At 37.4% G+C, this 25,499-nt stretch carries 20 protein-coding genes and 2 pseudogenes; 7 read left to right on the top strand and 15 right to left on the bottom strand.

The features are described 5' to 3' along the window. Positions 1-286: 286 nt before the first annotated feature. From ADU22_RS16195 to xylA, 4 genes are all read right to left on the bottom strand, one after another. Entirely contained in the window at positions 287-1,675 is a 1,389-nt protein-coding gene (locus ADU22_RS16195; RefSeq protein WP_053363081.1) for a glycoside-pentoside-hexuronide (GPH):cation symporter, read from the bottom strand. Between the two features lie 199 nt (positions 1,676-1,874). Further along, complete coding sequence (locus ADU22_RS16190; protein ID WP_231687897.1) at positions 1,875-3,944, bottom strand: beta-glucosidase family protein; 2,070 nt, start codon at positions 3,942-3,944, stop codon at positions 1,875-1,877. Positions 3,945-4,075: 131 nt separating this feature from the next. Next, positions 4,076-5,575, bottom strand: a complete 1,500-nt coding sequence (gene xylB, locus ADU22_RS16185) for a xylulokinase (RefSeq protein ID WP_053363080.1) — start codon at positions 5,573-5,575, stop codon at positions 4,076-4,078. 30 nt (positions 5,576-5,605) lie between these two features. Then, positions 5,606-6,928 (bottom strand): xylose isomerase, encoded by a 1,323-nt coding sequence (gene xylA, locus ADU22_RS16180; protein WP_053363079.1) that lies wholly within the window; start codon positions 6,926-6,928, stop codon positions 5,606-5,608. 237 nt (positions 6,929-7,165) lie between these two features. On the opposite strand from xylA, the gene ADU22_RS16175 reads away from it, so the two are divergent. Continuing rightward, on the top strand, positions 7,166-8,332 hold the full coding sequence (locus ADU22_RS16175) for an ROK family protein (protein ID WP_053363078.1): 1,167 nt from the start codon (positions 7,166-7,168) through the stop codon (positions 8,330-8,332). 407 nt (positions 8,333-8,739) lie between these two features. Here the strand turns inward: ADU22_RS16175 and ADU22_RS16170 are convergent, their stop codons facing one another. Beyond that, complete coding sequence (locus ADU22_RS16170; RefSeq protein WP_053363077.1) at positions 8,740-10,110, bottom strand: MATE family efflux transporter; 1,371 nt, start codon at positions 10,108-10,110, stop codon at positions 8,740-8,742. Between the two features lie 175 nt (positions 10,111-10,285). On the opposite strand from ADU22_RS16170, the gene ADU22_RS16165 reads away from it, so the two are divergent. Then, entirely contained in the window at positions 10,286-10,843 is a 558-nt protein-coding gene (locus ADU22_RS16165) for a TetR/AcrR family transcriptional regulator (protein ID WP_053363076.1), read from the top strand. Between the two features lie 41 nt (positions 10,844-10,884). Next, a pseudogene (locus tag ADU22_RS25260) lies at positions 10,885-11,030 on the top strand (recombinase family protein); the annotation flags it as partial. Between the two features lie 110 nt (positions 11,031-11,140). On the opposite strand, the gene ADU22_RS16160 reads toward ADU22_RS25260, so the two are convergent. The 9 genes and pseudogenes from ADU22_RS16160 to ADU22_RS16125 form a co-directional block, all read right to left on the bottom strand. Further along, positions 11,141-11,419, bottom strand: a complete 279-nt coding sequence (locus ADU22_RS16160; protein WP_156324373.1) for a hypothetical protein — start codon at positions 11,417-11,419, stop codon at positions 11,141-11,143. A gap of 305 nt (positions 11,420-11,724) precedes the next feature. Next, positions 11,725-12,345: a recombinase family protein gene (locus ADU22_RS16155; protein WP_053363074.1), complete on the bottom strand. Its 621-nt coding sequence runs from the start codon at positions 12,343-12,345 to the stop codon at positions 11,725-11,727. A gap of 291 nt (positions 12,346-12,636) precedes the next feature. Next, positions 12,637-14,358 (bottom strand): phosphoenolpyruvate--protein phosphotransferase, encoded by a 1,722-nt coding sequence (gene ptsP, locus ADU22_RS16150; protein WP_053363073.1) that lies wholly within the window; start codon positions 14,356-14,358, stop codon positions 12,637-12,639. Next, a complete protein-coding gene (locus ADU22_RS16145) occupies positions 14,355-14,621 on the bottom strand; it encodes a phosphocarrier protein HPr (RefSeq protein ID WP_053363072.1) in 267 nt (88 codons plus the stop codon). The genes ptsP and ADU22_RS16145 overlap by 4 nt, the downstream gene beginning before the upstream one ends. Before the next feature lie 118 nt (positions 14,622-14,739). Beyond that, a pseudogene (locus ADU22_RS25010) lies at positions 14,740-15,023 on the bottom strand (family 1 glycosylhydrolase); the annotation flags it as partial. Between the two features lie 16 nt (positions 15,024-15,039). Continuing rightward, on the bottom strand, positions 15,040-15,528 hold the full coding sequence (locus ADU22_RS16140) for a PTS sugar transporter subunit IIA (RefSeq protein ID WP_053363071.1): 489 nt from the start codon (positions 15,526-15,528) through the stop codon (positions 15,040-15,042). A gap of 18 nt (positions 15,529-15,546) precedes the next feature. Further along, positions 15,547-16,317: a MurR/RpiR family transcriptional regulator gene (locus tag ADU22_RS16135; RefSeq protein ID WP_053363070.1), complete on the bottom strand. Its 771-nt coding sequence runs from the start codon at positions 16,315-16,317 to the stop codon at positions 15,547-15,549. A gap of 94 nt (positions 16,318-16,411) precedes the next feature. Continuing rightward, a complete protein-coding gene (locus ADU22_RS16130; protein ID WP_053363069.1) occupies positions 16,412-17,752 on the bottom strand; it encodes a 6-phospho-alpha-glucosidase in 1,341 nt (446 codons plus the stop codon). A 127-nt stretch (positions 17,753-17,879) separates the two neighbouring features. Next, positions 17,880-19,454 carry an alpha-glucoside-specific PTS transporter subunit IIBC gene (locus ADU22_RS16125; protein ID WP_053363068.1) on the bottom strand — a complete coding sequence of 525 codons (1,575 nt, stop codon included), beginning with the start codon at positions 19,452-19,454 and terminating at the stop codon, positions 17,880-17,882. Between the two features lie 467 nt (positions 19,455-19,921). On the opposite strand from ADU22_RS16125, the gene ADU22_RS16120 reads away from it, so the two are divergent. After that, the gene (locus ADU22_RS16120) at positions 19,922-21,352 is read left to right on the top strand and encodes an IS4 family transposase (protein WP_053363067.1); all 1,431 of its coding nucleotides are present in this window, start codon (positions 19,922-19,924) and stop codon (positions 21,350-21,352) included. A 100-nt stretch (positions 21,353-21,452) separates the two neighbouring features. Here the strand turns inward: ADU22_RS16120 and ADU22_RS16115 are convergent, their stop codons facing one another. Continuing rightward, entirely contained in the window at positions 21,453-22,940 is a 1,488-nt protein-coding gene (locus tag ADU22_RS16115; protein ID WP_082252886.1) for a SulP family inorganic anion transporter, read from the bottom strand. 172 nt (positions 22,941-23,112) lie between these two features. Between ADU22_RS16115 and ADU22_RS16110 the strand changes: the two genes are divergently transcribed. The 3 genes from ADU22_RS16110 (at position 23,113) to ADU22_RS16105 (ending at position 25,499) form a co-directional block, all read left to right on the top strand. Further along, the gene (locus ADU22_RS16110) at positions 23,113-23,997 is read left to right on the top strand and encodes a YitT family protein (RefSeq protein ID WP_053363066.1); all 885 of its coding nucleotides are present in this window, start codon (positions 23,113-23,115) and stop codon (positions 23,995-23,997) included. Between the two features lie 198 nt (positions 23,998-24,195). Further along, positions 24,196-24,306 carry a protein YhfH gene (gene yhfH / locus ADU22_RS24730; RefSeq protein WP_156183088.1) on the top strand — a complete coding sequence of 37 codons (111 nt, stop codon included), beginning with the start codon at positions 24,196-24,198 and terminating at the stop codon, positions 24,304-24,306. A 212-nt stretch (positions 24,307-24,518) separates the two neighbouring features. Further along, positions 24,519-25,499, top strand: coding sequence for a bile acid:sodium symporter family protein (locus tag ADU22_RS16105; RefSeq protein ID WP_053363065.1), 981 nt, complete (start codon positions 24,519-24,521; stop codon positions 25,497-25,499).

Here is a 25,499-nt window from a genome sequence, read left to right as displayed (position 1 = left end):
AAGAAAGTAAGTAGTCATAAATGAAACTGTTCCTTTGAATTAATCTGTAGAATGAAGAGCAAAATAATCACTTTAGAATTAAATATATAAATAATTTTTGTTAAGGCAATTTCTCAGTTTTGACTAAACTTTCCTAGTTACCTAAATGTTCCACGTTTTTTTAAAATTCACGTGACTCAAAGGATTTCAAGTAGAATTTTCCAATACTAAAAAGTTTAATATTAAGAAAAGAAACCATTTCCTTTTAGGAATAGCTCCTTTCCCAATTTTCAATCTCCAATTATTATTATTGCGCTCTTCTTACTTCCAATTCTGCAATAATTTCATTATATGGCTTTTCCCATTTGTATAAGAAAGTCAAGATTAAAATTGACAATATACTTAAGATAATTGGCAACCAAATGAAATTTAGTGAAATCATATGAAGTGAAGATTGTGTTTGAGGTTTATTGGCAACGTAACCTCCGGCTGCAAGTAACCAGGCTGGGATGGCCCCACCAAGTCCTGAACCTAATTTAATTGCAATTCCAGATGCTGTTGAAGCAAGTAGCCCCTGGGCACGGACACCTGATTTCCATTCACCATAGTCAACTGTATCTGCAATTAATGCAAACAATAACCCTATCGGTAATCCAAAACCTATTGCTCCTACGATTACTCCAGTCAGAAGGATTGCTGTACTTTGTCCACCAAAATAAATGATTAATTGGCCTATAATATTTATTAACATTCCAATGATAATCAATTTCTTTTTACTAAACTTCTTAGATAAAAATGGAACAGCGATAATCCCTACCAGTGTTAACGTGCCAAGTGTGTTTACTAATGAAACAAGTCCAGGTTTACCAAGATTATATGTAATATAATAAATTCCTGAGGACAATTTCATGACATACAGAATGAAGAATACAACTCCAAGTAAAACACCAGCAATCCAAGGTTGATTACCTTTAATTGCTTTGATACTGTCTTTTAAAGCTAAAGATTTCGTTCCATTTATATCCTGTACACGTTCTTTTGTGTTTAAAAATGTGATAAAGAACATGATTAGTCCTATGACACCGAAAAGAGTCATTGTATAGAAGAAACCCTTTTGTTGATCTCCACCTCCGAAGTATGCGACAAGTGGTAATAAAGTCAAGTTAACCAACAATGCACCAAATTGTCCGCCAAACATTCGGAACGAATTGGCAACCGTTCTTTCTTGAATATCAAGAGTCAAACTTGGTAGCATTGTAGTTAACGGATTATTAACTGCTGTATATAATACATTAGCCGCAATATAGAAAATGTAGGCGTAGGCCAATTTTCCAGAATCACTTAAATCTGGTCCCATAAATAAGAGGATGACAACAATTGAAAATGGAATACAGGACCATAGAATCCAAGGTCTTGATTTTCCCCACTTAGTATTTGTTTTATCTATCAATATCCCAAAAATTGGACTATCTAACATATCTACAATTCTCGCAATTAATAACAAGGTCCCAACAGCAGCAGCCTTAATTCCATATACATCTGTAAAATAAAAGGTTAAATAAGTCGTAACAACCGTAAATAGTAAATTTGAGGCTGTATCCCCTAAACCGTAACTTACCTTTTCTAATAATGATAACTTTTGATTTGAGGCAGAAGAATCAGTATGTCTTTTTAAAGTTTCTTCATTCATTGCCATAGTATCCCCTCCGGATAGCGAGAATGTTTTCATTTTTAGTTATGTTTACTACTGTATCTTTTCTAAGATCATAAAACGTAAAACTATTTAATTTCATTTGCTTTGAGTATAAATTCTTGTCACCAAAATGAAAGATGACAAATGGTGACAAGAACATTCATCCAATACTGTAAGGTGGTGAAACTAGTTATTGTTATTATTAGATTTGATTCCCMACTAAGCTAAAACTTCCACGAATTAAATCCTTTTCTGCACTACTGTTTCCAATGTAAACGTCATAGTCTATGTCTTCAAGTTCCCATTGGTTTGTATCAGGATTGAACCACTTAATTTTTTCTATTGGACATGAAATTTCAACGGTCGATTTTTGACCTGACTCAAGTGTGATACGTTCAAATCCACGTAATACTTTTACAGGTCTATCAATCTTAGAATTACTAAAGCCGATATACATTTGAACGACTTCATCACCTGCTAGCTCTCCTGTATTTTCAACCTCACAAGTTGCAACAATATTACCGTTCATTAATTCAAAGGATGCATTCGATATAGTAAAGTTCGTGTAAGATAAACCAAACCCAAATGGTAATGAAGGCTCAATTCCCTCTTTATCCAATTTGGTATAACCATGGTAATATTCATATTTTATTTCATTTGCATTCCAGTCCACCTGTGGAAGATGGCTTTCGCTAACTGGTACAATAAACGGTAATTTCCCCCCTGGATTAACATCACCAAACAATGTTTTGGCTATTGCAGTCCCTCCTTCCATACCAGGATAATAAGCCATTAGAATGGCGGAAACATCTTTCTTCCATTCTTCAATCATAATCATGTTTCCACCAATGAGAACTGCAACAGAGTTTTTATTAACGGGTCCAACAGTTTTTATTAGTTCAATATCCTTATCGTGTAAACCAAGATTCTTACGGTCTCCTCCAGCTTGTAAATCAGCATCCTCGTTCGTGATAGATTCACCTTCATCATCATGATCATATCCCACAATAAAGACAACTGCGTCTACAGTTTTAGCTAGATTCTTTGCTTTTTCCACGTCTTCTCCATTGTCAAAGAAAACCTCGGTATTTGGAAGCAAATCTTTAATTCCCGCTAGTGGTGACACAATGTATGGTGGAAAAACTCTACTTGAGCCATGATCGCCAATATTTCCTTTATTACCCAGATCACCAATTACAGCTATTCGCTTTGTATCTGCTTTGGAAAACGGCAATACTTGATGTTCATTTTTCATCAATGTCATTGATTTTTCAGCAGTTTCTAAGGATAAGGCAATATGTTCTTTGCTTGCAATTACATCCTTGCTGTAATTCTTATTGTCGGCCTTCGTAAATGCGAGTAAAGTTCGCACAATTCTTACTGCAGCCTCATCAATTTTTTCTTCACTTACTTGGCCACTTCTCACTGCTTCAACTAGCTTATCACCAAAGAATTTTGTATGGCACATTTCAATATCCATTCCTGCATTTGCAGCTTCAACGGTATCTTTTATTCCCCATGCAAAATCACTTATGACAAAACCATCAAAATCCCATTCATCTTTCAAAACCTGATTTAATAAATAATCATTATGTCCACAATGTGTTCCTTGGTATAAGTTATAAGCACTCATGACACTTGCTGCACCTGCATCAATACAATCCTTAAAGTGTGGCAAATAGACTTCACGTTCCGTACGTTTATCAGCTAATACACTTACTTTAAACCGTGCTAATTCCATACTATTAAAGGCAAAATGTTTTACACACGCAATGACGTTTTCTTCTTGAATCCCTTTAACTAATGATGATCCCATTGCTCCTAATTGGAATGAGTCTTCTCCATATACTTCTTGGCTCCTACCCCAACCTGGATTATATGGAAGATTAATACAAACTCCACCAAATAAATTACCCCCATGAGCGCGAATCTCTTTTGCAATAGCATTTCCAATCCGTTTTTCAAGGTCTTTATCGAATGTAGCTCCTCTTGACATAGAAACCGGGAAACACGTGCTATTACCAGATACCGCTCCGCGTGGTCCATCAACAAACTTCATTTCTGGTACTCCTTGTCTTTCGTTTCCACCAGCAGGATAGGGTATCCAATTATAGTGCCTTTGAGCAAAATCATCTAACATCTGTTCCATGGAGACTTTCCCACTCATTAAATATACTTTTTCCTCTAAAGTCATTTGCTTTACAATTGCTTTTGCCTTTTCAGTATAAGATAATCGATGTTGTTTGTTCACTTTCACCTTTTGTTTTGACACTTTGTTTTCCTCCATTCAATAATGTATTCGCTTTTATTTTGTATAAGAAAATTAATATTTTAAAGTGATACATATGTGAAATAACGTATCGAAAAAACTATATTTTACCCTACAGGCAGGAACCTTATGTCTTAATTTCTAAACTCCATCAATTCATTATTTAGTAGAACTGTTGCTGGATAAATCTTTTTATATAATTGATATAATCTTTTATATTTCTGTACATTTTCCGGTTTAGGATAATAGGATCTTTCGGCCATTAAAAATTCATCTGCACATTCTTTCAATGTGCTAAACCAGCCGCATCCATATGCAGCTAACATTGCTGCTCCCATACCTGGACCTTGTTCACTATGCAATTTTATGATTCTAGCATTAAAGATATCTGCTTGCATTTGAAGCCAAACTTCATTTTTTGCTCCACCCCCGATAGAGATAATAATATCTATGTTTTTGCCATTTTCCCGAAAAATTTCAACCGATTCATGCAATGAAAATGTAATCCCTTCCAATATGGCTCGTACAAAATCCTTTCTTTCATGGGAACTATCCATCCCGATAAAACTTCCACGTATCGCCGCATCCACATGTGGGGTTCTTTCACCTGAAATATAAGGTGCAAACATTAGTCCATTTGAGCCAATAGGCACATCATTTATATCTCTTAACAATTCATCAAACTCTTCCTCTTTAGCAAAAACCTGTTTAAACCAAGTCAAACTATGTCCTGCTGCCAGTGTGACCCCCATTGTATAAAAGGCATTCGGTGCACCATGATTAAAATAATGAACTCTTCCTTGAAAATCTTTGTTGTTTGTTTCTTCATAAGATAAAACGACACCCGACGTACCAACACTTACTAATGTTTTTCCATCTTCCAAGATCCCCGCACCAATGGCGCCACAAGCATTGTCTGCCCCGCCTGCAAATATCCGGGTAGTTGATGATAAACCAGTTGCATACGCTACTTCAGACGATAAACACCCTACTTCCTGACTAGATTCCACCAATGGAGGACATAAATCCCCATTAATATCCAGTAGATTACATATTTCCTTACTCCATTGTTTTTCACTTATATTTAATAAAAGTGTTCCTGCTGCATCTGAATAATCCATACCAATTTTGCCAGTCAACTTATAGCGAACATAGTCTTTTGGTAAGAGAAAGGTTTTCGCCTGATTAAAAATTTCAGGTTCCTTATTTTTCACCCAAAGAATTTTAGGTAAGGTAAAACCATCTAACGCAAGGTTTTTTGTAATTTTCAATAAACGTTGCTTCCCAACCCGCGCATAGATTTCCTGACATTCCTCAGTCGTTCTTGTATCATTCCATAGAATCGCATTTCGCAAGACCTGCCTATTTTCATCCAATAAAACCAAGCCGTGCATCTGCCCCGAAAAGCTGATTCCTTCAATATTTTGAACATCTCCTTCAAAATATTGGAGCAGATCAGACAATCCAGAGATTGTCTGATCAACCCAGATTTGCGGATTCTGTTCGCTATAGCCTGATTTCTCTTGAATTAAGGGATAGGGTTTCGTTACCTCTTGAGCGACTTCACCATGTTGATTGACTAATAAAATTTTGACGGCACTCGTCCCTAAGTCAATCCCAATGACATATTTCATCGTAAACATCTCCTATATCATCGTTGCCTATTATTCAGCGTAAGCTTGTAAGATATATTGATTAATCGTCGATTTGATACGCTCTAATTTACCAGATTCGTTCTTGATTTCTGATAATCCCAGTGCATACTCTTCTAGTTGACGAAGGTCGGCTTTCCCTTCCATGATCTCCTTGCCAATTCCTTCGTTGAAGCTCTTATAACGGTCTTCCACAAATCCATCTAATACATTGTCGTCAATTAATTTCTGCGCTACCTTCAGCCCCACCGCAAAGCTGTCCATTCCCGCGATATGTGCATGGAATAAGTCTTCTAATTCAAATGAACCACGTCTAACTTTTGCATCAAAATTCAATCCGCCACGGCCAAGTCCGCCATTTTTAAGAATCTCATACATCGCTAATGTTGTAGAATACAAATCTGTTGGAAATTCATCTGTATCCCAGCCTAATAGTGGATGTCCTTGGTTGGCATCAACTGAACCTAACATACCGTGAATACGGGCATAACGTAATTCGTGTTCAAACGTGTGCCCAGCTAACGTTGCATGGTTCGCTTCAATATTAAATTTAAATGTATCTTGTAGACCATAATGCTGTAGGAAAGCATAACCACTTGCGACATCAAAATCATATTGATGGCTTGTTGGCTCTTTTGGTTTTGGTTCAATCAAAAATTGGGCATCAAAGTCAATTTCCTTCGCATAATCATTAGCCATATGGAATAGTCTTGCTAAATTGTCTAATTCTAATTTCATGTTTGTATTTAATAGGCTTTCATACCCTTCACGGCCGCCCCAGAAAACATAGTTTTCAGCTCCTAGTTCTTTCCCGACCTCTAAGCCTTTTTTCACCTTCGTTGCTGAGTAAGCGAATACATCGGCGTTATTAGAAGATGCTGCCCCATGGACGAAACGTGGGTTTGTAAAATTATTGGCGGTATTCCATAGTAATTTCGTTTTGCTGTCCTTCATATAGTCTTTAATCATCGCAACGATTGTATCCAGATTTTGATTGGATTCTCTCAAATCCGCTCCTTCTGGTGCAATATCCACATCATGGAAGCAGAAGTAAGGCACGTTCAGTTTTTCAAAAAATTCAAAGGCTGCCTCCACACGAGCTTTTGCCTGATCCATGCCAGTGAATTTATCCCATGGACGAATCGCAGTACCGCTTCCAAATGGGTCTGAAAGGTCAGCGGTAAATGTATGCCAGTAGGCAACACCAAATCGCAAAATTTCTTCCATCGTTTTGCCGCCGATTTTTTCTTCTGGATTATAGAATTTAAAAGCAAAAGGGTTATTCGATTTTGGACCCTCATATTTAATCTTGTCTACGTTTGCAAAGTAAGTCATTTTTTATTCTCCTCTCAAAGATGAAATTCCTCAACTTAGTTTAACCTATAAACTTAGTTTAACCCCCATGGAAAACGCTGTCAACATAATAATTACTGATTTAATAATCAATATTCAATTCCATTCAGTCAATCTTTATCATAAATAACGAATATGATAGTAAATAGGTTAAACAAAGTTTCGTACCTATGCTAAAATAGAACAAAAGGTTCCGATATAAAAGTGAGGCTTATTAAAATGAAAAGAATCCGAACTGGAGATCAATATCTTGTGAAACAAATCAACAAATCGATTGTATTTGAAACAATTAAAGAGAAAGCTCCTATTTCCCGTGCGCAAATTTCAAAAGAAACCAGTTTAAATAAAGCAACGGTGTCGACAATGGTTTCCGAACTATTAGAAGATTCGTTTATATATGAGATTGGTGAAGGTCAATCTAGCGGCGGGCGAAAGCCAATCCTGCTTTACTTTAATAATCACGCAGGCTATTCCATTGGCATTGATTTAGGGGTGAATTATCTGTTAGGGATTCTGACAGACCTTAAAGGAAATATCATCGAAGAGATGAGAGTGGATCTGTTAGAAACGGAATTATCCTATGTAACAGACCAACTTTTTACAGTGATCCAAACCTTAATCGATAAAGCCCCTGAAAGCCCCTATGGGATTATCGGGATTGGGATAGGTGTTCCAGGACTAGTGAATCAAAAAACTATCATTACCTTTGCGCCCAACTTAAAATGGAAACATATTGATTTAAAAGAAATAGTAGGAGAAAAATTTCAACTCCCTGTTCAAATTGAAAATGAAGCCAATGCAGGAGCCCTCGGAGAACGAGTATACGGTTCTGGGATTGGCATCGCAAACCAGATCTATGTCAGCATTGGAGTTGGAATTGGAACGGGGATCATTATTAATAACGACCTTTATAAGGGCTCTACTGGTGTTTCAGGAGAAATGGGTCATTTTACGATTGATATGAATGGGAGGAAATGTTCCTGTGGCAACCGGGGGTGCTGGGAGCTTTACGCTTCAGAAAGGGCCTTATTAGAAGCCGCAGAGCAAATGAACTTGAAAACGGATTTAAGCTTCCTTTTGAATGAAGCGAAAATGGGCAATCCGAAAGTGTTACAACTGCTAACGACCTTAGGCGAAAATATCGGCTACGGACTGATTAATATTATCAATACATTTAATCCGAGTGTGATTATTATTGGCAATCGAATAAGTATGTTTCAAGGTTGGATGACCAATCCCATCGAACATGTTTTAAAGGACAGGCTTTCGATTTATCAAGGCCAAGAGGATCAAATTGAAATCCGTTATTCAAATCTAAATCATTACTCTACAGCCCTGGGAGCCACATCCTTCTCAATCGCCCATTTTTTCAATAAAAAAATTTAGAATTTTGTATTCAATGCGGTGCACGTCTTATATGAAATGAGAAACTAAAATAAAGCTTGACCAAAAATATCTTATAATCATGCATTCCAAACAAAATAAGTAAAATCTATTTTGAAAAAAAGTTTGATCAAAATAAAACGTTCCACCATCTAGCCCATTTATTTAATAAAGAAGATTAATGCCCTTTCCCCCACAAAGTTATTTAAAGCGCTATTGTAGCTTTGGAATAAAGTTTGATCAAAGGTAACCCGCAGACCCATATTTTAAGTTGAATTTAAAGAACCCGTTTTGAAAAAAGATTGATCAAAACGGGTTAATTCTTTGTGAAATACTGTGCAATTTTTATAATAAAGTTTGATTGTTTTCTACTGTTGATCTTCAACAATCACGCTCAATTGTTGAAGAAACTAACTTAATTTAGCAACAGTATTGACATTTTTATTTGTTCCTTCATTAACTTTTTTAAATTTGAAAAACAGGAAGATAGCTCGAATATATAAATCTATTGCTATGGAAAGCCAAACTCCTGCAATTCCCATTTCAAAATGAATTCCAAGCAAATATACTCCTATTACACGAATCAACCACATTCCAATAGCTGTGCTATACATCGGACTTTTCGTATCTCCTGCTCCTTGTAATGCTCCTACTAAAATTAATCCAATGGCTAATGCAGGTTGAGCAAAAGCATCAATTCTTAGTGCAGTTACTACCATATCAATTGCAGTCTGATTATCTGTGAACCAAGTTGCCATCCAAGGTGATAGGAAAAATAATAATACCCCACCAATGGACATTATAAAAATACCAATAATAGTTGTTAACATCCCATACATATATGCATCTTTATGGTTATTTGCCCCAATACTTTGCCCAACTAGTGTTGTTGCTGCAATTGCCAACCCATATCCCGGCATATAGGAAAAAGTTTCGATATTTCCTGCAATCGAATGGGAAGCATAGACATCAGCCCCAATCTTGAGTATCAATCCAAAATAAAGTACCTGCCCGAACCGCATAATTAAACGTTCAATTGCTGTAGGAGTAGATAATTTTAAAATAGACAAGGTATCTTCCCTTGAGGAACTCCCAAATAATGAAAAGGAAACTTTTGATCGTTTAATATAGAAAAACAATAGAAGTGTACCAATGATTCGTACAATGACTGTTGCCCATGCGGCCCCTGCTACTCCTAGTCCTTCTATTCCAAAGATCCCAAAAATTAATACATAGTCTAATCCTATGTGAATAAGATTAATCCACCAACTAACTTTCATAGGAGTTTTTGTATCACCAGCAGCTCGAAGAATACTGCCAAAGGTAAACATAAGCGAAATAAAAATAGAAGGTATGGCAACTATACGAAAATAAGTGACTCCATCTGCCAAAACTTTTGATTCTGCTCCCATTAAACGGAGTAGTGGCTCGCTAAAAAAGAGGGTAATCAAACCAAATAGCAGTCCAAGAATGGCTGATAAGATGGTGGATTGCCGAGCAATGGATTTCGCTTTTGAAATATCTCCTGCCCCGATACTTCTGGCAATAAGAGAAGATGTTCCTACCCCTATTGCCATAAAAATAGCAATATAGACAGCTAATACTGCATTTGCCACACCTACCGCGGTGACTTCATTTAAACCTAATTTGGCAACGAATAAAGTATCTACAAATCCAACCAAAGTCTGTAAAATATTTTCAATCATTGCTGGGACTGCTAAAGCAATGATGATGGAAAGTTTCTGTTTAGTGGTTTTATCTTGAATTGTAACATCTTCCATTTTCAGGACTCCCTCTAAATTGACCTTTTGCATAAACTAAAGTACAATTTGTAAGATAATGAACATTGTATTCGATATCTATTGTAGCTGATTCTCACTCAACTACAATATTCAAAAAATACGAAATGTAAGATACTGAACAATTCATTGTTTTTGTATGAAAGGAGGATGATTTATGGATAGACGAATGCAAAAGACGAGGGACTCAATATTTAATGCTTTTAGTTCACTACTGGCACAGAAGAGATATTCGAAAATTACAGTTCAAAATATAATTGATGAAGCAAACATTGGGAGAAGCACTTTTTATTCACACTTTGAAACCAAAGACGATTTATTAAAGGTGCTATGCAGTGATATATTCGACCACGTTTTTGAGGAAGAGCTGATTTCAGAAGGCTCTCATGATTTTTCCTCTGCCAATGACGACCTGGAGGTTAAAATTACGCACATTTTATACCACTTAAAAGATAGAGGAAGGGATATCAAAGGTATTCTTTCGTGTGAGAGCAGAGAGTTATTTTTAAATGTATTTAAGTCGTATTTGGAGCAGGTGTTTATTAGATTTATTCCAAATAAAAGCTTGGATAGAATTCCTAAAGAGTATATTGTTAATCATATTGCTGGTAGTTTCGTTGAAACCGTAAAATGGTGGATGCAAAATGATATGGCACAGTCACCGGAAGAATTAACTAAGTACTTTTTTACAGTTATTTCTTTCAACAGAACATGATAATGTGTGACGTACCGGAGGCAATAGTTCGACTATAAACACATCCAGGAATGAACCATGCGATTGAATTACGAAAAACAACAGATAAAAAACCGTAAAGGATATTTATGCCATTACGGGGGTCAGTCAGACAGCGTTTTATCGCAAGCTAAAGGAAATGGAGGATCAAGAAGGGTATAATAATTGATAATTTTTTCATATACAGCCCCTCATTCCTCGAATCGTTTGGTACCCCTAAACACACCGGGAACGAAAAAATCTATTAAACGAAAGAAAATGAATGTTACTTTTTATCCTTTAATTTACATTCGTTTTCTTCTTAATCCATAAAAAAAGACTAATTTCAAAAATTAGCCCTAAATGATATGTACTTTCTTCTTTAAATAATTCCTTCACAATCTCACTTATATTTTTATGAATATCCATTTCTCTGCAAGGTTGTTCCTCAATTAAATGGCCCGATTGCGGAAGATCGTTATTAAAGAGAACTTCTCCATTAGTTGAATTAAGATTAAAAAGTAACATTGTTAAAACAAGGTTTTCGTTAAGGTTTTTAAACATATGTTTTACTTTCATTGAGGTTTGCCCATACCTTAATTTTCTATAGAACTTGAAAAAACTTTTTGAAAACTTAAGAGAAAATCGAAACATAACTTTTTTCTTCAATAATTTCATGTGAATTACATAAAAAAAGAGAGATTTCCCATAAAGCATGCTTGAGAAACGCTCTACAACGAAATGAAAAACTATAAAACCCTATAATTACTCATTCGATTCAAAATTCAGAAGGTCCTAATCTTCAGCAATCATTCCCTTTTGAGGAAGAACGCTTAGGATTAAGTAGTTCGTATTCATTTACCTTTTTAGACTAGTTCCTTCTATTATATAGTAGTCAATTTAAAATCCTTTTCGTGTTCTTTAACTAGCTTATAAAAGGTGGTCTTTTTAATATCTAATTCTTCCATAGCCTTTACAGCAGTTATCTCTCCTGATTTCCAGCGATCATAAACTTCTTTGAACTCTTCCATTACCTGAACTTTTGGACGGCCAAAAGCTACTCCATTTTTCAAAGCTAGATCAATCCCCTCACGCTGCCTTTTTCTAATCCGTTCCCGTTCTTCTTCTGCCATCCAAGAAAGAATCTGCAAAACAAGATCCGCAATGAAAGTTCCTAAACTATCTTTAAATTGAGTCGTGTCGAGCAATGGCATATCTACGACCACGATATCGGCCTGGATGTTCTTCGTGATGTCATTCCATTCCTGTAAAATCTCTTCCTTGTTCCGTCCAAAGCGATCCAAGGAATGGATATATAGAACATCTCCTTTTCTCAACATTCGTTTAAGCAACTGATATTGAGTTCGATTAAAGTCCTTTCCACTTTGTTTGTCCATGAAAATGTCTCGTTCGTCTATCCCCTTTTCTTTCATGACCTCAAGTTGTCGTCCCTCATTTTGATCCTTGCTGCTAACTCGTATATATCCAAATTTTCGAACGTCCATTTAAATCTCCTTCATTTTGGTTCTTTTTCTCTTATTCTATCAAAAAACGTTCGGAAAAGTATATAAAATTCATTGAACGTTCTTAAATTAATTTAGAAGTTTTACGAACGCTAATATTGACTATTTTTGAACAAAAAATACCTGTTCGTAAAAGTGTACTTAAACGGACTAAAAAATAAACATTAAAATAAACTTTATTTTAAAGCTACACACAAAAAAACAGGTTATTGAAAAATTCAACCTGTTTTTTTACTAATTTTAGTAGCTGATAAACCTAACCACAAGGATTTATCAGCTGCAAAACATTTCCTTAATAAACCGTTCAACTTCCTCAGCTGTGTCCATGTTTAATAGTTGTTCGATGACTGCATTCATTTCTGCCTTTGATAGTTTAAGAATTTGGCTTCTTGCCTGCAGAATTGATGAAGCACTCATGCTGAATTCATCTAAGCCAAGTCCAAGTAGTATCGGGATTGCGACTTCATCGCCTGCCATTTCCCCACACATGCCTGCCCATTTCCCTTCTTTATGTGCTGCATCAATGACCATTTTCACTAAGCGCAGGATCGCTGGATTGTATGGCTGATAAAGATAAGAAACACGCTCGTTCATGCGGTCTGCTGCCATTGTATATTGAATCAGGTCGTTTGTTCCGATTGAGAAGAAATCAACTTCTTTTGCAAATTGATCTGCCATAACAGCAGTAGATGGAATTTCCACCATGATTCCGATTTCAATTGTCTCAGAAACAACTACACCTTCAGCTTGTAGCTTTGCTTTTTCTTCCATTAATATTGCTTTTGCTTGACGGAATTCACCTAGAGTTGCAATCATAGGGAACATAATTTTTAAGTTTCCAAACGTACTTGCACGAAGCAACGCGCGAAGCTGTGTACGGAAGATGTCTTGCTCTTCCAAACATAAACGAATCGCACGGAATCCTAAGAATGGATTCATTTCCTTTGGTAAATTTAAATATGGAAGCTCTTTATCTCCACCGATATCAAGCGTACGCACAACAACAGGCTTTCCTTCCATCCTCTCTAATACTGTTTTATAAGCATCAAATTGCTCATCTTCAGTCGGAAGCTGCGTACGTCCCATGTATAAGAATTCAGTACGATATAAGCCAACACCCTCGCCGCCATTTTCAAGCACACCCTTTACATCCTCAGGCGTACCAATATTGGCAACTAGTTCAACTTGTTGTCCATCCTTCGAAACGGTCGGCTCATTCAAAAGCTTTGCCCACTCTGCCTTTTTCGCTTCATAAGCAGCTTTTGTCTCTTCATATTCTTTCACCATATCAGCTGACGGATCGACAATCACAATTCCAGTCAAGCCGTCTAGGATGACCAATACGCCATTTTCGATATCAGTTGTGACTGTTTTCGTTCCAACAACTGCTGGAATTTCCAACGAACGAGCCATAATCGCTGAATGAGAGGTACGTCCACCGATATCTGTCGTAAACCCTTTCACGTATTGTCGATTTAATTGAGCTGTATCAGATGGTGTTAAATCCTCTGCAATAATAATAACTTCCTCAGAGATCATGCTTGGATTCGGGATTTTTACACCTAAAAGATGAGACATCACACGCTTTGTTACATCGCGAATATCTGCCGCACGCTCTTTCATGTATTCGTTGTCCATTGACTCGAACATGCCTATAAACATGTTTGCCACTTCCTGTAAGGAAAATTCTGCATTAACCTTTTCAGTTGTGATTTTGTCTTTGATTGGATTAATAAGCTCTGGATCACTTAGGACAAGAAGGTGAGCAGTAAAAATCGCTGCTTTATCTTCTCCTAGCTCTTTGAAAGCATGTTCTTTTATTTGTTCAAGCTCCGATTTCGATTGGTTAATCGCAGCAGTAAAACGTTGAATTTCTGCTGCGATATTTTCAACACTGCCTTTTTCTACTTGTAACACAGGTTCTTCTAAACGATATGCCTTTGCGATTGCAATTCCTGCTGATGCTCCAATCCCTTTTAGACTTTGGACAATCATTCTCCTAACCCCTGTTTCGTGATTGTTTCAGTCACTGCAGCAATTGCTTCGTTTTCATCTGAACCAGATGCAACAATTTTTATTTCAGCAGCTTGAGCAATTCCTAATGACATAACACCCATAATTGATTTTAAGTTAACGCTTTTTCCGTTACATTCTAAATTCACCTCTGAGTGAAAGCTAGATACTGCTTGTACTAAAAGGGTTGCTGGGCGTGCATGAATTCCTGAAGCTTCTGTTATTGTAAATGTTTTTTCTACCATATTAATTAATCTCCTATACTCTTGTTAGTTTTTTGATTTATAATGAGATTCCAATTCAAAAAAGAATGACTTTCTTGATATGAGAATTGTCTTAACAAAATGAAATAGGTTCTACTTTTTACTTAATTATTTCTCCTCTAGAAGAAATGACTTCTTGCACCAATTAAATCTCTTCTTTTTGTATCTTTTAAAACTTCCTTCGCAATCATCATTTCTATCTACATAAATAAAACCATAACGCTTTCTAAATTCCCCTGTAGAATTACTGACTATATCAATTGGACCCTAGGAAGTATATCCCATCACTTCAACTCCATCAGAAATTGCTTCTCTTACCTGGATTAAATGATCATTTAAATATTTAATTCTATAATCGTCATTTACGGTTAGATGACCATTTTCAGGTAAGAAATTTGAGTTATTTATAAATCAATTCAGCAATTTCCGTTCCAGCTTCAACTTCATCTGACTTTAAAGGAATCATTTCAGATATTTTTTCTTCAAAATTCGGGAAAACAAGGACGGAAATGATTTCTTTTCCTCTTTCCTCAATATATGAAAGATCAAACGTGCCTAGAGAATCATTGGCACGAACCACATCCCCTGCATTAACGTTGATATTAAATCCTTCTCCTTTTAATTCAACTGTTTCAAGACCTAAATGTAAAAGTACTTCAAGTCCATCTTCCGTTAACATTCCTATTGCATGTTTAGTGGGAAACACTTGTGTAACCTTTCCATTTATAGGGGAAACCACTTCCCCACTAGTTGGAATGAACGCTAACCCCTCCCCCATCATCTTTTGTGAAAAGACTGGATCTGGAACACTCTCTAATGGAATAACTTCGCCATTCAGAGGACTATGTATCATAATATTTTTTTCTTTTTTATGCCTTTTAAAAAACATTATTTCACTACCTTTCGACTATCGTTTTTTATTTTTATAACCTATGTAACCGAATGCCAATGCTTCCACAACAATAAAAAAAGAAGAGGCAGACCGAACCCACCAATTCCTTGGATTAGGATTCATCGTACTGGACGCATACAAATTATAATCTGCATTTCCTGATAACCAATTACTTTTAAAGTTCGTAACAGAAATAATTTTTGCCCCCTTCACTGCGGGAATATCTAGTAAACCTTGTAAAGTGGGATTTTCACCAGAAAGAGAGAACAATATAATTAAATCTTCTGAGGTTAATTTTTCTATAACTCGTCTATATTCATTTGCGTGTACCATACCAGGAATAAATTGAACAGGTTTACCTATAAGTAAGAATAATCGTTGCAGCTCTGCAGCTTGATTTCCCTGTGCAATTCCTGTTGAAATAACATAGATATTATCACTTTCTTCTATTACCTCATAAATGGGTTCTAAGTCTACTTTATTTAAATACTCTAACGTTTTTTTTACATCAAAAATAATCTGATCCAATAATTCATTTGGTTCAAGAGTATCATCAGGAATAGCATCTTCCCATTTTACAAAGTTTTTAAATTCACTATATCCACTGAAACCTAACTTTTGAGTAAATCTTAAGACAGATGATTTGGAAGCTAAACTATTAATCGCTAACTGATTAATTCCCATTTTCCCAATCTTATCTTTATTAGCAAGAACATATTTTGCAATATTAGAATCAGTATCGCTTAAATACTCATAATTTTTATTAATTAAATCGTCAAGATTCATAGGAGAACCTCCCAACTTGGTTAAATAAGTAAAGGGATATGAGATCTTATTTAAATCCCACACCCTGCTACTTAGTTTAGCAAATCCATTTTACTTAAGAAAGTTCTGGCCAAAAATCCTTGTTTGCCTCAATAAGTTCATCTAATATTTCTCTCGCTACACTTGCACTTGGTACTGTTTTTGATAATGTCAGTGCTTGCCAAAGTTTCTGATAAGACTTTTCTAAATAAGCTTGAACAACTAATTTTTCAACAGATACTTGTTGTTCAATTAAACCTTTTTGGAATTGAGGAATCACTCCCATTGACAATGGTTCAACACCTGCTTTACTTACTAGACATGGAACCTCAACCATTGCAGTTGGATCAAGGTTTTCAATAGCACCATTATTAGGGACAATTAATAACATTCTTTCATACGTATTGTATGAAAGAGCACCTGCTAATTGCACGATAAATTCAGCATGTTCTCCTGCCTCAATACTTGTCTCTTTGGCTGTCCCAGATTGGGCAATTCGTTTACATTCATCAAAAACATTCTTTTCACGATGATCCATAACTTCATTTGCTCTTGTACGTGATGGGTTTGAATGCTCCACAACATAATCAGGATACAAATAATACTTTAGGTATGTGTTCGGGAGTGTATCTGGGTCAATAGCATATAGATCTTTCGCTTTAGTGAATGTATCCATCCAGCTAGATTCTGCTAACAACGGATTGTTAATTCCATCATTTTTTGCTCCATATCCCCATTGTTTTACATGTTCTTTCAATCTTGGCATTAAGTCGTTACCTTCTTTATCATAAAGCTCTGTCCACCATCCGAAATGGTTTAATCCATAGTAACGTTCAATAATATCATTCTCAGATGCTAATCCTAAAATATCTGCCATTGATTTTTTGATGGCAACTGGCATATCACAAATATTAATGATTTTGGAGTTAGGACGCATAATACGTGTTGCCTCGGCAACTATTGAAGCTGGATTTGAGTAATTTAACATCCAAGCGTCTGGTGAATATTTTTCCATATAGTCAATTAATTCTATTACTCCAGGAATAGAGCGCATACCATATGCCATACCACCAGGACCACATGTTTCTTGTCCAACAACACCATGCTTTAATGGGATTTTTTCATCTTGTTCACGCATTGAAAGACCACCAACACGAATATGTGCCATTACATAATCAACACCACTAAATGCTTCTTCTGGATCTACAGTAGCAATGAATTCAATTTCAGGAGCTCGTTCTCTAATGATAATTTCACAAGCCTTCGCTACAATATCTTGACGATCTTTGTCGTTATCATAAAATTTCAATTTTCTTAAAGGAAATTTATCTTGATTCTCAATTAGCATCATGACAATTCCTGCTGTGTAAGTACTTCCTCCGCCTGCAATCACTACTGAATTCTTTTTCATTTTCATTCCCTCTTTTCGTATTTATTCATTCTATGATTCTTTAAAGTGAGTATACTTCACGTTTCTGCTTATATTAAGAGCTTTAAAGGATATTGGGAAAAGTCTCATTCATTGGCAACTTAGATGATCACTACTATTTTGAATTAATTAAACCTTCCATTTTGTCTCGCACTTGACCAACTGATAGTCCGACAATGACTTGGACAGCTTGTTTATTTTTAACTAAACCATGTGCTCCATGTGCTCGGAACCCTTGCTCACTACTTAACTTTTCAGGGTCTTTTACGGTAACCCGCAGTCTTGTCGCACAGTTCGTAATATCCTGAATATTTTCAGCGCCTCCTAAGTCAGCTAAAAAATTTTCTGCTAATTGATCAAAAGATCGATCTCCACCTGTATTTCCTGATTTTTTTTCTTTGTAATCCGCTTTAGTAAATAATTTGCTTTCTACATCATCAAGCTCTCTACCAGGTGTCAAAATATTAAACTTTATAATTAGATATCTAAATAAAACAACATAAATACATGTAAACAGTAAACCAATACCAATTTGAAGCAGCCAAGTTCCCCAATGATTTTGCCATGTACTTGCCCATGTAATAGAGAAGTCAAGTAAACCATATATAAAATTACCTGAAATACCAAAGGCATACATAATTGCAGTCATTAGACCAGATAGTACAGCATGAACAAGAAACAAATAAGGAGCAATAAATAAGAAAGTAAACTCAAGTGGTTCTGTTATACCGGTGACAACTGCAGTCAATGCGACCGGTAAAATTAAACCAATTGTTTGTTTTCTTTTTTCAGGTCTGCTTGCAATGATAAGTGCAATGGCTATACCCAAGCTTCCAAATACTTTCGAATTCCCAAACATCATGAAACCACCTTGAGGAAATAACTCGGTCATCGATTTTGTTGAGTTTGCAAAATCTGCGACATTCGTAAACCAATAGGTGAGCAGTCCCTCATTTACAGCAGCTGGCCCATAAGCAAATGGCTGCCAGATAAAGTGGTGTAAACCTGTAGGGATCAGTATCCTTTCTAGAAAACTATAGAGCCCCACTCCGATAACTCCTGATGTTTTCAAAATCCCTTGAAGTGAAAAAATCCATTCTTGAATATGGGGCCAAACAAAACAAGTTAAAATAGCAACTGGAATCATTATTAAGAATCCTAAAATTGTGACCAAGGCACTTCCTTGAAAGACAGCTAAAATATCCGGCAACTTTTTATCATAAAAACGATCATGAAGCCAGATTGCAATTCCCGCGATAGCTAATGCACCAACCATACTCGTATCAAGCGTTTTAATACCTGCTATGCTCGCTAAACCGCTATATCCACCTACGTCTTGAGAGAAATCCACACCAAAAACTGAACCAGATGAAGATAATAATGAGTTAATAAATACATTAAAAAACATATAAATGACGAAAGCTTCTAGTGCAGCCCTACTCTTCGACTTTTTCGCTAAACCTATAGATAAACCGATAACAAATAAAAGTGGGATATTTTGAAAGACAACGTAACTTCCATCAAGAATCATTCTCCAAAATATATACCAAACGGTACCTTCAGCCGCAATATTTCCAACCATTTGCTGATTTAATAGAGTATTACTTAACCCTAGTAACAATCCCATTGCGGGCATAATCATTACTGGAATAAACATGGCTCCACCAAATCGCTGCAATTTCTGCATCATATTAATCACTCCTTTTTGTTTTTATAAGAAAGCGCTATCTATAAAGCCATTATAGATTTACGTAACTACTCCAACAATAACTTATCAATAACTTGGGAAAAGTTTCAGATAATGAATCAAATGAATCTGAGAAAATTAATCATACCTTAAGGATTAGCCTTCCACTCTTCCATCTGATTACATAAAAAAGATCTCAGATTCAGGGTGTTAAATAAGGTTAAGCTTTTTAAAAAGGAGTATAGCATCTCTCAAAATCCTATGATTACTTAGCCAATATGAAAAGCCGATAATTCCTTAGCATAGGAAAAATCGGCTTATTTCATTCAGAAATTAGCTTATTATACGTATATTTTCCGCGTTTTGCTACCGGGACCCCATGCCCATCAAGCGAAGTTAAAATCATACCCTCAAAATGAAAAAACGCTATGCTTATCGTAAGAAGTTTACGAGAAAGGATGGCGTTTTTGATGAGTCCTATCATTTCAAATGAACTGAATCTTTTTGCACAAGAACTACAATACTTTTTATCTCCAGTAGTCCTACAAGATATCGCCAAACAAGTTGGCTTTGTACAGCGATCTAGTAAGTATCAAGCAAACGAACTCATTGCCCTTTGCGTATGGCTCAGTCAAGAAATCGCTAGCACATCACTTACACAATTGTGCAGTCAGTTAGAAGCTTCCACTGGGGTACTGATGAGCTCAGAAGGACTGAATCAACGCTTTAATTCAGCAGCTGTCGCATTTCTTCGAGAAGTCTTTACTTCTCTTCTCACACAAAAACTCTGTTCAAATCAATCGCTTTCTGCACACATGATCTCTACTTTCAATCGTATCCGTATTTTAGATGCGACAGTGTTTCAACTGCCTGATCATTTCGCCACTGACTATCAGGGTTCAGGTGGGAGTAGTAATACGGCAGGCGTGAAAATCCAATTGGAATATGATTTACTGAGTGGTCAATTTCTTAACGTGCAGCTTGGACCAGGAAAAAATAATGATAAAACATACGGTACCATCTGCCTTGAAACCGTAGAGGCCGGCGATTTGTGTTTGCGTGATCTTGGTTACTTCGATTTAGGAGACTTACAAGCCATTCATGATAAAGAGGCTTACTATATCTCGCGGTTGAAGCTGAATACACGCATTTATATCAAGAACCCTGAGCCAGAATACTTCAACAATGGCACGTTAAAAAAGCAAACAGAATACATCCAGCTTGATATGACACAAATGATGTCTGGTCTAACCCTTGGTGAAACGATGGAAATCCCCGAGGCATACATTGGCCAAAATCAGAAGCTTCCAGCACGTGTCATTATCCATCGTTTAACCGATGATCAAACGCAAACACGCTTGAAAAACCAAGCGATACGTGAAAAGAAGAAAGGCATTGTCATGAAGGATAAAAGTAAACGTTTAATGGGCATGAATGTATATATCACGAACACTTCGCTAGAAGAAGTACTGACGAATTACGTCCATTCATTGTATTCACTTCGTTGGCAGATTGAGATTTTGTTTAAAACGTGGAAGTCATTCTTTGAAATTGATGAATGTAAAAATAGTAAAAGAGAACGCCTAGAGTGCCATTTATATGGACAACTTATTGGCATTCTCCTCTGTTCTTCTACGATGTTTCAAATGCGACAGCTTCTGCTTGAAAAGAAAAAGCAGGAGCTGAGTGAATACAAAGCAATTTATATGATTAAAGATTACTTTCCGTTACTGTTTCAAGCGATAGCAGTTGGCACAGAAGAACTTTTGAAAATTCTGCATCGCCTTTATCAACTGCTTAAAAAGAACGGTCGTAAATGTCATCGGTATAAGAAGATGACCGTCTTTGATATTCTAGGGGTTGTGTATGAAACGACGGTGAAGCATAGACAAGCTGCCTAGCGAAAAAATCGCGTTTTAATAGGTTTCTTTGGCATGCCTACTTTTCCATCACTCGCTAGTTTTGAAACAAGGATCATTTCGTATCTAGTAATTTACTTTGTTAGCTTGATGGGCATGCGGTCGTATCCATAAAAGGAACTTTTCCCATCCTCAGTATCAGCACCTTCGGGCGATAGTTGATTGTGCTCATAATGGAATGTTCAAATGTCTGGGCGGCGCCGAAAAAGAGCGGCCCTTCCACATTGTACATGCTGATTTGCGGACAATCATGCACATTTGACACCGTTTGGCTCTCCACTTTTTCGTTTCTTGCATGGGGGTTCGGCAGTACTTTTGTTGTCACCATTATATCACTCATTCTCTTCGTGAAGATAATGACAGCCATCACCAGCCCTGCCTGAACGGCAACAGTAAGATTAACCAATACCGTAAGTAGGAATGTAACCATCAGAATAAGCGAATCAGCTGTCCTCGTTTTTACCAGATGGGCAAACACATGGCGCTCGCTCATATTCCAGGCCACCACCATTAAGATCGGAGCCATACTGGAGAGAGGAATGCTGCCTGCGAATGGTGCAAAAAGGACCAGTACAAGCAAAACGACAATTCCATGGATGATGCCTGACATTGGAGATACTGCCCCATTTTTGATGTTCGTTGCGGTCCGTGCAATCGCCCCTGTTGCTGGTATGCCGCCAAACATCGGCGTGACAATATTGGCGATTCCCTGCCCAACCAGCTCTTTGTTGCTATTGTGCCGGCTATTGGTCATACCATCCGCTACAACTGCAGACAACAGTGATTCAACAGCACAAAGAAGGGCAATGACAAAAGCAGGTTGAAGCATATGCAGCACCTTATCCAAAGTCAGATCCGGGAAAGAAAATTGCGGGAGGTTACCGGGAATTTCCMCGTATGTTGATCCTATTGTCGGCACCTGGCCCGGATAAAGAATGGAGGCAGCCAGTGTTGATACAATCAACCCGATTAAAGGACCCGGTATTTTCCTGAAAAACCTTGGTGTCAACAAAATGGTCAAAAGGCAAATCGTCCCAGTCAGGACACTAAACGGATTGATGCTTCCAATGCGCATGAAAACTTCTTTTATATTGTCAAGAAATAATTCGTGTCTTTCCACATTTTCCAATCCAAAAAAGTTTGCGATTTGGCCGGTGAAAATAATGACAGCGATACCAGAAGTAAAGCCAACTGTAACTGGACGCGGAATGAACCGGATCAGGGATCCAAGCCTGAACAATCCCATCAGCACAAGCATGATTCCCGCCAGGAAGCCAGCAATCAGCAGATTTTCAAACCCATAAGTGAGGACAATTCCAAATAATATAGGTATGAAAGCACCCGTTGGTCCCCCTATTTGAAACTTTGAACCACCAAACACTGATATCAGGATACCCGCAATAATAGTGGTATAGATACCATGCTCGGGCTTGACACCCGAGGCGATTGCAAAGGCCATTCCCAGCGGTATGGCGATTACCCCAACAACCAGCCCGGACAATAAATCCCTATGAAAGCCATGAAAAGAATAATTCTCTAATCTGCCAAACAACAATTTTCTCCAAGTCACTTAACCCAGCCTCCACATTAATTTTGTATATCTGATTATTTGAATATACTACTATATGAATTTACACCCATCCCAAGGCATTGTCAAAGTATTTTTACACCCTGCATTTAGTTGCTCAGTTACGTTATTAAAAAAGGTAAATTGGACCATATTAACAGAGTGGAGGAATTTTATGTCAAATTCAGAAGAACAACAGGTCTATCAGCTAAAATGGAAAGCTTTAAAAGTTGCTGGGCGCATTGTCCTGATTACCTTTGGGGCTGTGCTTATGGCTGTTGGATTGGAGATTTTCCTGGTCAAAAATAAGGTTGTGGACGGCGGGATTACAGCAATCTCCATTATGCTGTCCCATATTGTCGGGTGGAAGCTTGGAGTTTTCCTGTTTCTTCTTAACCTTCCATTTGTATATCTTGGCTACAAACAGATTGGCAAAACTTTTGCATTATCCACCATTTATGGGATTTCGGCCTTATCTCTTTTTGCGATTATGCTTCATCCAGTTCCAGCATTCACCGATGACGTGCTGCTTGCGACCGTATTTGGCGGCATGCTTATCGGTCTGGGTGTCGGAACTGTTATCCGGAGCGGCGGCGCACTCGATGGTACGGAGATCCTCGCCATTTTAATCAATAAGAAAGTACCGGTGTCAGTAGGAAATATTATCATGTTTTTTAATTTGTTCATCCTTACAGCTTCCGGGTTTGTGTTCAGCTGGGAACGTGCCATGTATTCCCTGCTGGCTTATTATATTGCCTCCAAAGCAATTGACGCCGTGGTAGAAGGGTTCGAACAATCGAAATCTGTCTGGATTATCAGTGAATTTTCACAGGAGATAGCTGACAGTATCAATGCACGGCTCGGACGGGGTGTAACCTTTTTCAATGGAGAGGGAGCTTACAGCGGCGCCGATAAAAGAGTGATTTTTTGTGTGATCAACCGAATAGAGGAATCAAAGCTGAAAAGGATAGTCCAATACTGGGATCCCAATGCCTTTCTGGCCATTGCGGATATTGCAGAGGTCCGCGGAGGTAAATTCAAAAAGAAGGATATTCACTGATGAAATGGGAAGGCCCCGGCATTTTGCCTGGGCCTTCCTTTTTTCATCCATTAATCCCTGCTAAAAGATATCTATGTTATGGATCTTGGTTTGTAAAAATTTTCGAGAAAATTTAAAGTTTTTATATAACAGTTATTGATTTTTGTTTTCTGTTATAGTACACTGAATTTAACAACAAATTGATAGGAGGAATTAAAAATGATGAAGCCAAAAATGAAGGAATGCCGTGAATGTGGATGCAGGATTGAAGAAAAGCAGGAATCCTTCCTTTACGAGTGCGAACGGTGCATTGGCCGACATGAAGAATAAGCAGTTTCCTGTCTGAAAAAATATCATTCTATTTATCAAGCAAACAGCCCTTCTCTAACCGGAAGGGCTGTTGTTGTATAACAATTGTTTTGTCTCATAAAAACTAGCCTTTTCCTAAAATGCTGACACCATTTCATTTTTTTAATTAGAATATATTGAATATTAATTTTTAAGTAGTATAATCAAGTTTATATTTTTTTAGGAGGATACATATGAATGCATTGGAAAGAATAAGCAATTTTGCAGGTAATACTTTCGCCTATTGGGTTATCCTGTTTGCTGCACTCGCATTATTAATTCCGGGAGGGTTTACCTGGATTGGGCCGCACATCCCGCTATTGCTTGGAATCATTATGTTTGGAATGGGGATGACACTGTCTGCCAAGGATTTCAAAGAAGTATTCAGCCATCCGAAATCTGTTTTTATCGGAGTCACCGCCCAATATCTTTTTATGCCGCTATTGGCATTTGCGTTGGCTACTGCTCTTCGCCTGCCTCCTGAAATTGCTGTTGGAGTCATACTGGTTGGAGCCTGCCCGGGTGGAACCTCTTCAAATGTTATGACCTTCCTGGCCAAAGGCAATACGGCGCTCTCTGTGTCAATCACCTCGGTCTCCACACTTCTTGCACCGATATTGACACCGGCCATCACCCTGCTGCTTGCGAGCCAATGGCTCCCTGTGTCGGCCGGGGACATGTTCATGTCTGTTGTCAAAATGGTCCTCGTACCGATTGTCCTGGGACTTGTCGTTAAGGCTGCTTTCAAGCGGCAGGTAGAAAAAAGCATCAAGGCATTGCCTTTGATTTCGGTGATTGGGATTGTGGCTATTGTCGCTGCAGTTGTCAGCGGCAACAAGGAAAAGATCCTTGAAAGCGGCCTTTTGATTCTGGCTGTGGTCATTCTCCACAATGGATTGGGTTATCTGATTGGTTTCCTTGCGGCCAAGATGCTTAAAATGGAATATGCTGATCAGAAGGCAGTCTCTATTGAAGTTGGCATGCAAAACTCCGGGCTTGCTGCTGCCCTGGCCACGGCCCATTTTTCACCACTCGCCGCAGTCCCTGGAGCCATCTTCAGCGTTTGGCATAATGTTTCAGGCTCTCTCCTTGCCAACTATTGGGGTAAAAGAGAAACGAATTCACACAGTCCGAATAAGAAATCAGACACTGCGTCACTGAGTGAAAAGCTCTAG

Source organism: Bacillus sp. FJAT-27251, assembly GCF_001273925.1.
Classification (GTDB): Bacteria; Bacillota; Bacilli; order Bacillales; family Cytobacillaceae; genus Mesobacillus_B.
Note: the sequence above shows the minus strand (reverse complement) of the source record. Positions and strands in the feature narration are given on the sequence as shown.

Coding starts and splice junctions, on each gene's coding strand:
- ADU22_RS16125 (WP_053363068.1), bottom strand. CDS start 19,454: ATGATGCAGAAATTGCAGCGATTTGGTGGAGCCATGTTTATTCCAGTA.
- ADU22_RS16160 (WP_156324373.1), bottom strand. CDS start 11,419: ATGAAAGTAAAACATATGTTTAAAAACCTTAACGAAAACCTTGTTTTA.
- ADU22_RS16145 (WP_053363072.1), bottom strand. CDS start 14,621: ATGGTAGAAAAAACATTTACAATAACAGAAGCTTCAGGAATTCATGCA.
- ADU22_RS16175 (WP_053363078.1), top strand. CDS start 7,166: ATGAAAAGAATCCGAACTGGAGATCAATATCTTGTGAAACAAATCAAC.
- yhfH (WP_156183088.1), top strand. CDS start 24,196: ATGATGAAGCCAAAAATGAAGGAATGCCGTGAATGTGGATGCAGGATT.
- ADU22_RS16170 (WP_053363077.1), bottom strand. CDS start 10,110: ATGGAAGATGTTACAATTCAAGATAAAACCACTAAACAGAAACTTTCC.
- ADU22_RS16135 (WP_053363070.1), bottom strand. CDS start 16,317: ATGAATCTTGACGATTTAATTAATAAAAATTATGAGTATTTAAGCGAT.
- ADU22_RS16140 (WP_053363071.1), bottom strand. CDS start 15,528: ATGTTTTTTAAAAGGCATAAAAAAGAAAAAAATATTATGATACATAGT.
- ADU22_RS16110 (WP_053363066.1), top strand. CDS start 23,113: ATGTCAAATTCAGAAGAACAACAGGTCTATCAGCTAAAATGGAAAGCT.
- ADU22_RS16155 (WP_053363074.1), bottom strand. CDS start 12,345: ATGGACGTTCGAAAATTTGGATATATACGAGTTAGCAGCAAGGATCAA.
- ADU22_RS16130 (WP_053363069.1), bottom strand. CDS start 17,752: ATGAAAATGAAAAAGAATTCAGTAGTGATTGCAGGCGGAGGAAGTACT.
- ADU22_RS16120 (WP_053363067.1), top strand. CDS start 19,922: ATGAGTCCTATCATTTCAAATGAACTGAATCTTTTTGCACAAGAACTA.
- xylB (WP_053363080.1), bottom strand. CDS start 5,575: ATGAAATATGTCATTGGGATTGACTTAGGGACGAGTGCCGTCAAAATT.
- xylA (WP_053363079.1), bottom strand. CDS start 6,928: ATGACTTACTTTGCAAACGTAGACAAGATTAAATATGAGGGTCCAAAA.
- ADU22_RS16195 (WP_053363081.1), bottom strand. CDS start 1,675: ATGGCAATGAATGAAGAAACTTTAAAAAGACATACTGATTCTTCTGCC.
- ADU22_RS16105 (WP_053363065.1), top strand. CDS start 24,519: ATGAATGCATTGGAAAGAATAAGCAATTTTGCAGGTAATACTTTCGCC.
- ADU22_RS16165 (WP_053363076.1), top strand. CDS start 10,286: ATGGATAGACGAATGCAAAAGACGAGGGACTCAATATTTAATGCTTTT.
- ptsP (WP_053363073.1), bottom strand. CDS start 14,358: ATGATTGTCCAAAGTCTAAAAGGGATTGGAGCATCAGCAGGAATTGCA.